At 62.1% G+C, this 11,742-nt stretch carries 11 protein-coding genes, 1 tRNA gene and 1 riboswitch; of the genes, 7 read left to right on the plus strand and 5 right to left on the minus strand.

Annotation, left to right across the window (positions count from 1 at the left end; genetic code table 11):
* Window positions 1-882 carry a polyphosphate kinase 2 gene (gene ppk2 / locus NT26_RS00385; RefSeq protein WP_052636725.1) on the minus strand — a complete coding sequence of 294 codons (882 nt, stop codon included), beginning with the start codon at window positions 880-882 and terminating at the stop codon, window positions 1-3.
* Between the two features lie 143 nt (window positions 883-1,025).
* On the opposite strand from ppk2, the gene phoR reads away from it, so the two are divergent.
* Window positions 1,026-2,270 (plus strand): phosphate regulon sensor histidine kinase PhoR, encoded by a 1,245-nt coding sequence (phoR, locus tag NT26_RS00390; RefSeq protein WP_052636727.1) that lies wholly within the window; start codon window positions 1,026-1,028, stop codon window positions 2,268-2,270.
* 98 nt (window positions 2,271-2,368) lie between these two features.
* Here the strand turns inward: phoR and NT26_RS00395 are convergent, their stop codons facing one another.
* The gene (locus tag NT26_RS00395; protein ID WP_052636729.1) at window positions 2,369-2,896 is read right to left on the minus strand and encodes a GcrA family cell cycle regulator; all 528 of its coding nucleotides are present in this window, start codon (window positions 2,894-2,896) and stop codon (window positions 2,369-2,371) included.
* Between the two features lie 377 nt (window positions 2,897-3,273).
* Between NT26_RS00395 and NT26_RS00400 the strand changes: the two genes are divergently transcribed.
* From NT26_RS00400 to NT26_RS00410, 3 genes are all read left to right on the plus strand, one after another.
* Window positions 3,274-4,470, plus strand: coding sequence for an aspartate aminotransferase family protein (locus NT26_RS00400; RefSeq protein WP_052636731.1), 1,197 nt, complete (start codon window positions 3,274-3,276; stop codon window positions 4,468-4,470).
* A 33-nt stretch (window positions 4,471-4,503) separates the two neighbouring features.
* A complete protein-coding gene (gene argF / locus NT26_RS00405; protein WP_052641614.1) occupies window positions 4,504-5,421 on the plus strand; it encodes an ornithine carbamoyltransferase in 918 nt (305 codons plus the stop codon).
* Window positions 5,422-5,586: 165 nt separating this feature from the next.
* Window positions 5,587-6,576: an Hsp33 family molecular chaperone gene (locus NT26_RS00410; RefSeq protein ID WP_052636733.1), complete on the plus strand. Its 990-nt coding sequence runs from the start codon at window positions 5,587-5,589 to the stop codon at window positions 6,574-6,576.
* A 15-nt stretch (window positions 6,577-6,591) separates the two neighbouring features.
* On the opposite strand, the gene apaG is transcribed toward NT26_RS00410, so the two are convergent.
* Both apaG and NT26_RS00420 read right to left on the minus strand, forming a co-directional pair.
* Window positions 6,592-6,984, minus strand: coding sequence for a Co2+/Mg2+ efflux protein ApaG (gene apaG, locus NT26_RS00415; protein ID WP_052636735.1), 393 nt, complete (start codon window positions 6,982-6,984; stop codon window positions 6,592-6,594).
* Window positions 6,985-7,155: 171 nt separating this feature from the next.
* Window positions 7,156-8,340, minus strand: a complete 1,185-nt coding sequence (locus tag NT26_RS00420) for an O-succinylhomoserine sulfhydrylase (protein WP_052636737.1) — start codon at window positions 8,338-8,340, stop codon at window positions 7,156-7,158.
* Between the two features lie 44 nt (window positions 8,341-8,384).
* Window positions 8,385-8,463: riboswitch (SAM riboswitch) on the minus strand.
* Between the two features lie 74 nt (window positions 8,464-8,537).
* On the opposite strand from NT26_RS00420, the gene NT26_RS00425 reads away from it, so the two are divergent.
* Together NT26_RS00425 and NT26_RS00430 are read left to right on the plus strand one after the other, a co-directional pair.
* Window positions 8,538-9,632 carry a 2'-deoxycytidine 5'-triphosphate deaminase gene (locus NT26_RS00425; protein ID WP_052636739.1) on the plus strand — a complete coding sequence of 365 codons (1,095 nt, stop codon included), beginning with the start codon at window positions 8,538-8,540 and terminating at the stop codon, window positions 9,630-9,632.
* A 61-nt stretch (window positions 9,633-9,693) separates the two neighbouring features.
* Window positions 9,694-9,767 (plus strand) — tRNA-Gly (locus NT26_RS00430).
* A 44-nt stretch (window positions 9,768-9,811) separates the two neighbouring features.
* Here NT26_RS00430 and NT26_RS00435 read toward each other — a convergent pair.
* Window positions 9,812-11,002, minus strand: a complete 1,191-nt coding sequence (locus NT26_RS00435) for an IS481 family transposase (protein WP_052636742.1) — start codon at window positions 11,000-11,002, stop codon at window positions 9,812-9,814.
* A 262-nt stretch (window positions 11,003-11,264) separates the two neighbouring features.
* Here NT26_RS00435 and NT26_RS00440 point away from each other — a divergent pair, with 262 nt between their 5' ends.
* The gene (locus tag NT26_RS00440) at window positions 11,265-11,699 is read left to right on the plus strand and encodes a hypothetical protein (protein ID WP_052636744.1); all 435 of its coding nucleotides are present in this window, start codon (window positions 11,265-11,267) and stop codon (window positions 11,697-11,699) included.
* The last annotated feature ends 43 nt before the right edge of the window (window positions 11,700-11,742 follow it).

Genomic DNA, 11,742 nt, shown 5'->3' on the forward strand with positions numbered 1-11,742 from the left:
TCAGCCCAGGAACTCGGGACCTTCGCCGAGGATGTTGTGATCGATCTCGCCGATCGCCTTCTCGTCCCGACCCTCGTAGTCGATCGATAGCAGAATCTGTCGGATCACGTTGATCCGAGCCCGCCGCTTGTCGTTCGCCTTCACCACCGTCCACGGTGCATGCTTCGTGTGCGTCTTCTTCAGCATGCGGTCGCGCGCATCGGTGAATTCGTCCCACTTCGTCAGTGCGGCGATATCCATCGGCGAGAGCTTCCAGATCTTCAGCGGATCGTGGCGCCGGTCGTGAAAGCGTTTCAACTGCATCTCCTGGCCGATGTTCAGCCAGAACTTGAAGAAGTGGATGCCCTCATCGACGATGAGTTCCTCGAACCGCGGCACTTCGTGGAGGAACTTCTTGCATTGTTCAGCGGTGCAGAAGCCCATGACCGGCTCCACCACGCCGCGGTTATACCAGGAGCGGTCGAAGAGCACGATTTCGCCAGCGGTCGGGAAGTGAGTGACATAGCGTTGGAAATACCATTGGCCTGCCTCCGTTTCCGTCGGCTTCGGCAGCGCCACAATCCGCGCCGAGCGCGGATTGAGGTAAGCGCGTATGGAGAAGATCGTGCCGCCCTTGCCGGCGGCGTCACGGCCCTCGAATACGGAGATCACCCGCTTGCCGCTGGCGTTCAGCCAGAACTGCAGCTTGACCAGTTCGATCTGCAGTCGCTCCAGCGTATCGGCGTAGTCGCGCTTATCCATCTTGTCGTCATAGGAATAGCCCTCTGAACCGAGCGCGTTCTTGTCGATCCAGTCCGGCAGCTTCGGATCGTCGATATCGAAGACGCGCCGACGCCCGCCGATCTCGATGTCAACCGAACGGTCCTGTTTTGAGCTGCTCAATCTCTTCTCCTCTCGTTAGACAACGCCGGCAAAACGACGGGACGCTTCCTCGTAATTTATCGTTCATCCGCCGGGCGTCGATGTATATCTGTCATCAGATCGGTCTAAGAGCCGAAAAATCTGGATCGGGAGGTGAGTCGCGCATGGGTTCGCAGTGGGGGACCGGGTTGAACAAGTGGTTCGGCGGCTCCTGGCTGCTGCTGCTTGCCCTGTCGCTCGCCGGGGCATTGAGCGTCTTCGCAGGCGTACCGGTCTGGCAGGCGGGCCTTGCCTGGTTCGTGCTCACCGGCCTCGTCCTGGTCGCCGATCATAAACCCGAGCCAGCGCCAGAGCGACCGGCGACCGCAGAGGAGCAGGCGCCGCACGATGTCGTAGAGGTCATCTCTGCCTCGCTCAATGCGCTCGACATACCCACCCTCCTGCTAGACGGGGAGGCCAACGTGCTATCCCAAAATGCCGGGGCCGACCGCCTCTTGGGCTCGCTGCCGCTTGGCGCTCATGTAGCCGGACGGCTGCGCTCCCCCGCGGTGCTGGACATCATCCGGGAGACACTGGCCACCGGCAGGCCGAACCAGCTCGAGCATGTCGAGCGTCTGCCCTCGCAACAGGTCTACGTCGTCCGGATCGCGCCGGTTGAACTGCCCGGGCGGGACCAGCGGGACCGGCTGTACCTGCTCTCGTTTCGGGATGTGTCCGAACTGCATCGGCTCGACCGAATGCGCAGCGACTTCGTCGCCAATGCGAGCCACGAACTGCGCACACCGCTTGCGTCGTTGCGTGGTTTCATCGAAACCCTGCAGGGGGCGGCCAAGTCGGATCCAAAGGCCCAGGAGCGGTTCCTGTCGATCATGCTGGACCAGTCGACGCGTATGAGCCGGCTGATCGATGACCTTCTTTCCCTTTCCAGGCTCGAGTTGAGGTCGAATGTGGCGCCGGAGGGCAAGGTGGACCTCGTGCCCCTGCTTTCCCATGTCCGCGATGCACTCTCGCCTCTGGCAGAAGAACTCCATGTGGAGATCAACCTTCATCTGCCGGAACGTGCGGTCGAAGTGACCGGTGACCGCGACGAACTGGTGCAGGTGTTCGAGAACCTGGTGGAGAATGCCTGCAAGTACGGCCAGGACGGCAAGACCGTCGATGTCTTCCTGAAGTCTCCGGAAGCCGGGCCCGTCGAGGTCAGCGTTGTCGATCACGGCCCCGGCATTCCTTCGGAGCACGTCCCTCGTCTGACGGAGCGTTTCTACCGCGTCAGCGTTGCCGATAGCCGCTCCAAGAAGGGAACCGGTCTCGGGCTGGCAATCGTGAAGCACATCCTTACCCGCCATCGGGCAAGGCTGGTGGTCACGTCCGAGATGGGCAAGGGCAGCCAGTTCACCGTCCGCTTCTGAACCAGAAATCGTGCGGTGGGCGGCGAGATCCTGATCTGGCATGGCGCAACGAAAAAGCGGGCCATCAAGGCCCGCTTTCCACCATCGGCATTTTTGGGTCAGGCCCGTGCTGCAGCCTTCCGCCGGTCTGCCACCGGCTGATAGGCAAGGCGGGCATGATAGCCGCAATAGGGAGAGGCTTCCGAGGCGTCGACGCCGCAGAAGTGGAAGTCGTCCTTCAGCGGGTCTCCCATCGGCCACTTGCAGGTGCGTTCGGTCAGATCCGTCAGTGCAAGCTTGCGCGAGATCGGCACCACCACGTCGTTGGAAGGAACATAGGACAGCTCGGGCAGGGCAACCTCGACGTCATCCTTCAAAGCCGTCGCGCCGACCGTCCGGGCTGTGGGCCGGGTTGCAACGCGTGCCGGATAGTTGGCTGGACGGGCCGGCGCCGCTGGGCGTTTGGCCGAGCGGTTAGCACCGGTCGATCCGCCTGCCTTGGCGCGTCCGGGAAGGTTCAGCCGGTGAACCTTGCCGATGACCGCATTCCGGCTGACCCCGCCCAATTGGGCCGCGATCTGGCTGGCGCTCAGGCCCTCCGCCCACAGTCTCTTCAGCTTTTCGACGCGCTCGTCTGTCCAGTTCATGCCCGTTCTCCGCATTTGAACGTGTCCGGCATGCAGAATCCCCCGCCCTTGGCGCGAACGACAATTCGCGCCAGCTACTAGATATAGCTTGTTAGGTGACTAGTTCCGCCGCATGCAGTCTAGTTGTTGATTGGTAAACTACTGGGCCGGTGACTCCGTGGCAAGAGTCAGCGGAATCGGCACGAATCGATTTCCGGGTTTTCCCCAACTTGCTTTTCAAGCGAGTCATTTTTGTCACAGCCGCGAAGGTTGCAGGAAAGGGGGCTTTTGTTGACATATCGGGGCGAAATGCCGATAGTGCCGGCGCCGCCCGACAGGGCGGCATTTTTGATTGATCGGGGCCACGCCCCTTGCATCTCCTAGAGGAGCCGCTCCCCATGGCCGAGGCCGCGCTGTTCGAAACCTATAACCGTGCTCCACTGCGCTTTGCGCGCGGCGAGGGTGTCTGGCTGGTGACGGAGAGTGGTGAGCGCTATCTCGATTTTGCCGCAGGGATCGCAGTCAATTCCCTCGGCCACGCCCACCCGCATCTGGTGGAGGCGTTGAAGGCCCAGGCAGACAAGCTGTGGCACCTGTCGAACCTCTATGACATCCCTGGTCAGGAGCAACTGGCGCGCCGGCTGACGGAAGCGACCTTCGCAGAAAGGGTCTTCTTTACCAACTCCGGCGCCGAGGCACTCGAGTGCGCGATCAAGACGGCGCGACGCTACCAGTTCAGCAAGGGGCATCCGGAGCGGTTCCATATCATCACCTTCGAAGGTGCCTTCCACGGTCGAACGCTGGCGACGATCGCTGCCGGCGGACAGGCGAAGTACCTCGAAGGTTTTGGTCCCAAGGTCAGCGGCTTCGATCAGGTGCCTTTCGGCGATCTGGACGCGCTGAAGGCTGCGATCACCGACGCCACCGCTGCGATCCTGATCGAGCCGGTGCAGGGCGAGGGCGGCCTGCGCCTCGTCTCCCGGGAGTTCATGCGTTCCCTGCGGGACCTCTGTGATGAGCACGGTCTCCTTCTCATCCTTGACGAGGTACAGTCCGGCGTCGGTCGGACCGGCAAGTTGTTCGCTCATGAGTGGTCCGGCATCGCGCCCGACATCATGGCAGTGGCGAAGGGTATTGGCGGTGGTTTCCCGCTCGGCGCTTGTCTTGCGACGGAAGAGGCGGCAAGCGGTATGAAGGCCGGCACCCACGGCACCACCTATGGCGGCAACCCGCTGGCGATGGCAGTAGGCAATGCCGTTCTGGACGTTGTGCTTGCCGAGGGTTTCCTGGACCACGTGCGTGACGTCGCGCTGGTCTTCCGGCAGGGGCTGGAGGGCCTGAAGGATCGGTTCCCCGATGTCATCGACGAGATCCGCGGCGAGGGCCTGATGCTCGGCATCAAGGCAAAAGCGCCGAGTACCGAGCTACTGATGGCCATGCGTGAGGAGCACATTCTCGCCGTGCCTGCAGGCGACAACGTGCTGCGGCTCCTGCCGCCTCTGATCGTCACCGCCGAGGAGGCTCGCGATGGTCTTGCACGCATCGAGCGTGCCGCCGAGCGCCTGCACCAGTCGGGCTTGAAGAAATCAGCGTAAGGAGTGCGGGGCATCGAAGCCCTCATCGAAGACATGGCATCACCCAAGCATTTTCTCGATCTTTCAGCCGTCGCCGCCGATGACCTGCGGGTGATCCTCGATGATGCGCTCACGCGCAAGTTGGCGACCAAGGCCGGCAAGGCCGACAAGCCGCTCGCCGGCAAGATGCTCGCGATGATCTTCGAGAAGCCTTCTACGCGTACCCGCGTGTCCTTTGACGTCGGCATGCGCCAACTGGGCGGGGAGACGCTCTTTCTCTCGGGTACCGAGATGCAACTCGGCCGCGCGGAAACGATTGGCGACACCGCAAAGGTCCTCTCCCGCTACGTCGACGCGATCATGATCCGTACAACCGACCATTCGCGCCTTCTGGAGCTTGCCGAGCATGCGACCGTTCCAGTCATCAATGCACTGACGGATGACACGCATCCCTGCCAGATCATGGCGGACATCATGACCTTCGAAGAGCACCGCGGACCGGTGAAGGGAAAGACGATCGCCTGGACGGGCGATGGCAACAATGTACTCCATTCCTTCGTCGAGGGCGCTGCGCGCTTCGGTTACCGCATGAACATGGCCGTGCCGATGGGGTCGGAGCCGTCCGACAAGTTCCTGAACTGGGCGCGTAACAACGGCGGCGACATCATGCTCTTCCATGACGCAGAGCGGGCAGTTTCCGGCGCGGACTGCGTCGTGACGGACACCTGGGTTTCCATGAACCAGGAGCACAAGGCGCGCGGTCACAACATCTTCCAGCCCTACCAGGTAAACGGCGCGCTGATGAAGCGGGCCAAGCCGGAAGCGCTCTTCATGCATTGCCTTCCGGCCCACCGCGGCGAGGAAGTGACCGACGAGGTCATCGATGGACCTCAGTCGGTTGTGTTCGATGAGGCGGAGAACCGGTTGCACGCCCAAAAGTCCATTCTCGCCTGGTGTCTCGGCGCTCTTTGAGCCTGTTCTTGACTTCGGGCGGCCCCGATACCACCTGTCGGCTATCGAGCCTTTCCCGGTGACGGAAGGGCATTCCACGATATTGCCGACAACTTTCACGCCCCGGCGGTTCCGTCCCCAGGCGCGCGTGCATAAATTGGCCCGTTAGGCGCCAGGGAGCAGACCATGGCGGAAGCCACTGTTGAACTGAGTGATTTCAACTTCGCCGGCGATGACCGGGTTGTCCCCTTCCAGGTGGAAGGATTGGACGTTCGTGGCCGAGCGGTCCAGCTTGGACCGCTTCTGAACGCGATCCTCGGGCGCCATGAATATCCCGCGCCTGTGGCCCGCCTTCTGGCGGAGGCGATCGTGCTGACGGCGCTTCTGGGGACATCCCTCAAGTTCGACGGCAAGTTCACCGTTCAGACGAAGGGAGACGGACCCGTCGATCTTCTGGTTGCCGATTTCACGACGCCCGACAGCCTTCGCGCCTATGCGAGGTATGACGAGGACGCACTTGCCGCGGCAGTTGCAGACGGCAAGACGTCGCCGCCGGAACTGCTGGGCGCCGGCGTCCTTGCCTTCACGATAGACCACGGCCGTGGCATGCAGCCCTACCAGGGCATCGTCCCGCTCGACGGCTCGTCGCTCGAGGAGATCGCCGGCGTCTATTTCCGCCAGTCGGAGCAGATCCCCACCAAGGTGAGGTTGGGTGTGGCCGAACTACTGGATCGGGATGAGGCCGGCAAGCCGCGCCACAACTGGCGGGCGGGCGGACTGGTGGCGCAGTTCCTGCCACAGGCGCCCGAGCGCATGCGCCAGCCCGATCTCCATGGTGGCGATGGCGACGAGCGCGAGCATGACCACAGCGAGGACGATGCATGGTCCGAGGCTCGCGTCATGGTCGAGACGATCGATACGGACGAACTGACCGATCCGCAGGTGCCGATCGAACGTCTGCTGTTCCGTCTGTTTCACGAGCGGGGCGTGAGGGTCTACAAGCCCCAGTCGGTCCTCGATCGCTGCAGCTGTTCGCGCGAGAGGCTCAAGGGCATTCTGGACAGCTTCAGCGCCGAGGAGATCGAGGCGAGCGAGCAGGACGGCGAGATTGCCGTCACCTGTGAGTTCTGCTCGACCACATACCGCTTCTCGCCGGAAGAGTTCACCGCGGCCTGACAGCCAGCCTTCGTCTCAGTTCAGCACCCTCAGAAGTCCCGGTGAATCCAGCGAGAACGCCGGGATTTCGACGTTGAATGCCTTCCCCTGGTCGTCTTCCATCCGGTAATGACCGAACATGATGCCGGAGGGCGTGTCGAGCGGGCAGCCGGAGGAATATTCGTAGGAATCGCCTGGCAGGAGCCGTGGCTGCTCGCCCACCACTCCGGGACCTTCGACCTCGTCGACAAGGCCGTTCTGGTCAGTGATGTGCCAGTAGCGATGCGTCAGCCGCACCGCCTGGTCCGAATGGTTCTCGATGACGATGTGGTAAGCCCAGACATAACGGCTATCCTCCGGACTGGATTGCTCCTCCAGATAATAGGGCTCGACGACGACCTCTATGTCACATGTCCTGGCGCGGTACATGCGCGACACCTTCTACCACATCCCATCCGATATGCTGCAGCTCCGCGGGAACGTCAAGAAACCCGGCGGTTTGGAGGGGAGTTCGGTGGCCTCTTGCGCGAACTTTCGCCGGTTAAGGATAACCGGCGCGCCGACAGGCGGAACCTGCAACGCGCCCGGCGGCAGCCTTGGTCAACCCGGCAGCTTGTCGAGAGCCCGTGCGAAATCTTCGAGCAGGTCGTCAGTATCCTCTATCCCCGCCGATAGCCTGAGCGTTCCCGGCGAGATGCCGAGTTCGGCGCGCGCCTCGTCCGTCAAATTCTTGTGCGTCGTCGTCCCCGGATGGGTGATGAGGCTTTTGGCGTCGCCCAGATTGTTGGATATCTTCACCACCTCCAGGGCATTCTGCAGTCCGAAGGCTGCGGCCTTGCCGCCCTTGAGTTCGAGGCAGACGAGCGTCGAGCCGCCGGTCATCTGCTTGGCGATGATGTCGGCCTGCGGATGGTCCGCGCGACCCGGATAGATGACCCTTGCGACCTTCGGATGGTTTGCCAGGAGGTCGGCGATCCGTCCGGCATTTTCCGTCTGCTGGCGCACCCGAAGCGGAAGGGTCTCGATCCCCTTCAGGAGCGTCCAGGCATTGAAGGGCGACATGGCAGGACCAGTGTGGCGGAAGTAATCCTGCAGGCTTTCCTTGATCCATTCACTATCGGAAAGGACGACGCCGCCGAGGCAGCGGCCCTGTCCGTCGATGTGCTTTGTGGCGGAATAGACGACGACATGGGCACCGAGCTCCAGCGGCTTCTGGAAGAGCGGTGTGGCAAACACATTGTCCACCACCACCTTGGCGCCGACCTGGTCTGCGAGCTTCGCAACGCCGGCGATGTCGATCACTTCGAGTGTCGGATTGGTTGGGCTTTCGAGGAAGAAGACCTTGGTGTTCTTCCGGGCCGCCTTTTCCCAGTTGGCGAGATCGCGACCGTCCACCAGCGTACACTCCACGCCGTATTTCGGCGCCAGCGTCTCCACCACCCAGCGGCAGGAGCCGAACAGGGCGCGCGCAGCAACGATATGGTCGCCCGCCTTGACCTGACAAAGGATCGCTGCTGCGACTGCGGCCATGCCCGAGGCCATGGCGCGCGCATCCTCCGCACCTTCCAGCAGGCACATGCGCTTCTCGAACATGTCGTTGGTCGGGCTGCCGTAGCGGGCGTAGATATAGCCTTCGCTCTCGCCCTTGAAGCGTGCCTCGGCCGCCTCCGCCGTCTCGTAGACGAAGCCCTGCGTCAGGTAGATGGCCTCGGAGGTCTCGCCATACTGGGAGCGGATCGTTCCGCCATGGACGAGCTGGGTTGCGGGGCGCCATTTCGTGGTCATGCGCTTGCACCTTTCAGACACAAAAAAACCGGTCGCGTCAGCAGACCGGTTTCGCCCCGGTCTTTTTAGCCACTTGTTTAACGTGGCTGCAAGCCGACCGGCCAAATCACCACGGGATAAAGCTGCCATAGCGCCGCTCCTCGCTTGCGTCAATGGCAGGCATTTGGTTTTGTCCGGCAGGACGGGAAAGAACGACGATGAAAAGAACCACCGGGATCCTGGCCGATCGGGCCATCGCAGCGCTGTTTGACAGCGGGCGCCTCACATCCGAGAAGGCGCTGGACAGCGACCAGATCCAGCCCGCAAGCCTCGATCTGCGCCTCGGCACCAAGGCCTTCCGCGTCCGCGCAAGCTTCATGCCCGGCCCGAACAGCCGGGTTGCCGACAAGCTCGACCGGCTGAAGCTGCATGTGGTCGACCTTTCGGAAGGGGCGGTCCTGGAAACTGGCTGCGTCTATATCGTGCCGCTGATGGAACGACTGGACCTGCCGGCAGAAATGTCGGCCTCGGCCAATCCGAAAAGTTCCACCGGTCGCCTCGACATCTTCACCCGCGTCATCACCGACTACGCCCAGGAGTTCGACAAGATTCCTGCCGGCTATTCCGGCCCGCTCTATCTGGAAATCAGCCCGCGCACTTTCCCGATCGTCGTCCGTCGCGGCTCGCGCCTGTCGCAGATCCGCTTCCGCATCGGCAATGCGCTGCTGAACGAGCCGGAGCTTCTGCAATTGCATGGCGCCGAAACGCTGGTGGCAGCCCGCGAGCCCAATATCAGCGGAGGCGGCATTGCGCTGTCGATCGACCTCACCGGCGACAAGGAAGGACTGATCGGCTACCGCGGCAAGCACCACACTGCCGTGGTCGACGTCGACAAGAAGGCCCAGCACGACATCTTCGACTTCTGGGAGCCTCTCTACAGCCGCGGCCGCCACGAACTCATTCTCGATCCCGACGAATTCTACATCCTCGTGTCTCGGGAAGCGGTCCACGTGCCGCCGCTTTACGCCGCGGAGATGACGCCTTTCGATCCGCTGGTGGGCGAATTCCGCGTCCATTATGCGGGCTTCTTCGACCCCGGCTTCGGGCATGCCGAGGCGGGCGGCCGCGGCAGCCGCGCCGTTCTGGAAGTGCGCAGCCACGAGGTGCCGTTCATTCTGGAAGACGGCCAGATCGTCGGCCGCCTCGTCTACGAGCACATGCTGGAACGGCCCGGTGCCCTCTATGGCCTCGGCCTTGGCTCCAATTACCAGGCGCAGGGTCTGAAGCTGTCCAAGCACTTCCGGATCGGTTGACCCATACGCCTGCGATCCCCGCTTGACAGACGCCGCGAACTGGGCGAACTCTGCCCCCGTCGCGGGTGTAGCTCAATGGTAGAGCAGCAGCTTCCCAAGCTGACGACGAGGGTTCGATTCCCTTCACCCGCTCCAGCTAGCTCTCTGTCCGACCCGGAGACATAGGTAACGGTTTGTCCCTAAGACATGGGTGACAACCTCGTGCCGAACGGGTTGTCGATGGTTTGCAATGTTCTCTGCTCCAGGTCGATATATCCGAGATCATAGTGCATGAAGCTGACGAGCCAAATGCCGTCGTCGACTTCCTTGAGCCCGAGCCTCTGTCCGGCCAGCACCGTCGAGATATTGATCTTCTTGCGATGGATGCAAAGCCGCCCGCAGTTGGTGACGATGGCGTCGCGATCGTGGAAGGGATAGTCGATGTCCGGCAGGCCCTGATAGAGTCTGGGCGATGTGGTGTAGAGCTCTGCCGGTACCTTCATAGACAGCGCCTCATGCGGCCGTTCTTCATTGAATTCGCTGACGAAACCGTCGAAACGCATCTGCTGCTGCAGGATATTGCGGCCCGGCGGCCTCGTCGCTTCCTTCTTGAGCGTCAGGTGCATGCGCTCGTGGCGGCCGTTCTCCTGCGGGTGGCCGGGACGGATGCGCTCGAGGGCGATGCCGAGCCTGAGCCACCAGACCGAGAGCTTTGACAGATTGTAGAGCCCGTTGGGACTGGCGAAGGGCAGGCCGTTGTCGGAGCGGATCGCGGCCGGTAGGCCCCGCTCGGCAAAAACCCGCCGAAAGGCCTCGAAGACACCCTGTTCGCGCGTCGATTCGAAGGCCTCGCAACACAGAAGATAGCGCGAGAGCTGGTCGGTGATCGTCAAGGGGTAACAGTATTGGCCGTTGCCCAGCTTGAACTCGCCCTTGAAGTCGGCGCACCAGAGATCGTTGGGACCAGGTGCTGCCGATAGCTGCGTGCCGACGGCCTTGTTCGCCCGGTTCCTCTTGCGGGCCTGGCTCACAAGGCCATGACGATCGAGTACGGCGTGTACGGTGCTCTTTGCCGGAATGCGCACATCGCCGGCCAGCCGTTTGACGAGCAGTTCCCTGATCTTCCTGGCACCCCAGTAAGGCTTCTCCTTCTTGAGGCGAACAATCATCGCCTCAACCGTATCCGGCAACTGGTTGGCATAGCGCACCGGCCGTCGGGATCGATCGGTCAGCGCTTCTAGGCCATCATCCTTGTAGCGGTTGAAGATCTTGTAGCCGGTCTTGCGCGAGATGCCGAACGCTCGGCACACCTCGCTCATGCCTTCGCCCTCAAGCAGCCGGGCGACAAATCGTAGACGTTCCTCCATGACCGAAGTCTCTCTCCACGGCATCGACACCTCCCGACAAAGTCGAAAAGTGTTACCCATGTCTCCGGTACGAAATGTCACCTATCTCCCAGGTCGGACACTCCAACGATGTCCAGCAATGTTTAGCAAGGCGCAGAGCGCCGGCGGTTGAAAAGCTTTGGCCCGCTGTCGGCTTGGTGTCCTGCGGACGCGTGCAGACTGGGCTCCATTGATAATGGGCGGCACGACCACTACTTCCACCCTGATGTGTAAGCGTGGCCGCATGCCGGGTCGATTAGGAGTGCAAATGAACAGAACGCGTGCCGGCGTCACCCTGGCGGCTTGTCTGTTTCTCGCCGGTGGCGCTGCCAGCGCTGGAGCTGTGGAGGTGGAAAGCTTTGGCTTTCCCTATGCCAATGGACGCTTCGAAAGGTTCACCGATGTCACGGAGTCGGAGATCGGCGAAGCAGCGGCCCTTCGGATGGAGGAGCGCTATCCGCAGGTAAGGGAGACACAGCTCTTTTGCATCGGCCTGTCCGGACCCCTCCTGGCCTACATCGATGGGATATTCTATGCACTCAACGAAAAGGCAGGGCGGCAAGGTGCCTACGTGACGACAGAGGCAGGCCGGGCGGATGTGCTCGACATCAACAGGGCGCCTTCACCGCTGGCTGGCGATTACCTTACCATTCTCGCGCTGGCGAGAAACGCCGGCGAAGCCTGTCAGACCCTTTTCCAATAGCGCCGGCGCGTGTCTCAAGGCAGTAGCCGGAGATTGTTTAATG

It is taken from the genome of Pseudorhizobium banfieldiae, assembly GCF_000967425.1.
In the GTDB taxonomy this organism is placed as follows: Bacteria; Pseudomonadota; Alphaproteobacteria; order Rhizobiales; family Rhizobiaceae; genus Neorhizobium; species Neorhizobium banfieldiae.

Bases quoted from the DNA above. Each gene is read 5' to 3' on its own strand.
- phoR (WP_052636727.1), top strand. From the start codon at position 1,026: ATGGGTTCGCAGTGGGGGACCGGGTTGAACAAGTGGTTCGGCGGCTCC.
- NT26_RS00395 (WP_052636729.1), bottom strand. From the start codon at position 2,896: ATGAACTGGACAGACGAGCGCGTCGAAAAGCTGAAGAGACTGTGGGCG.
- NT26_RS00400 (WP_052636731.1), top strand. From the start codon at position 3,274: ATGGCCGAGGCCGCGCTGTTCGAAACCTATAACCGTGCTCCACTGCGC.
- argF (WP_052641614.1), top strand. From the start codon at position 4,504: ATGGCATCACCCAAGCATTTTCTCGATCTTTCAGCCGTCGCCGCCGAT.
- NT26_RS00410 (WP_052636733.1), top strand. From the start codon at position 5,587: ATGGCGGAAGCCACTGTTGAACTGAGTGATTTCAACTTCGCCGGCGAT.
- apaG (WP_052636735.1), bottom strand. From the start codon at position 6,984: ATGTACCGCGCCAGGACATGTGACATAGAGGTCGTCGTCGAGCCCTAT.
- NT26_RS00420 (WP_052636737.1), bottom strand. From the start codon at position 8,340: ATGACCACGAAATGGCGCCCCGCAACCCAGCTCGTCCATGGCGGAACG.
- NT26_RS00425 (WP_052636739.1), top strand. From the start codon at position 8,538: ATGAAAAGAACCACCGGGATCCTGGCCGATCGGGCCATCGCAGCGCTG.
- NT26_RS00435 (WP_052636742.1), bottom strand. From the start codon at position 11,002: ATGCCGTGGAGAGAGACTTCGGTCATGGAGGAACGTCTACGATTTGTC.
- NT26_RS00440 (WP_052636744.1), top strand. From the start codon at position 11,265: ATGAACAGAACGCGTGCCGGCGTCACCCTGGCGGCTTGTCTGTTTCTC.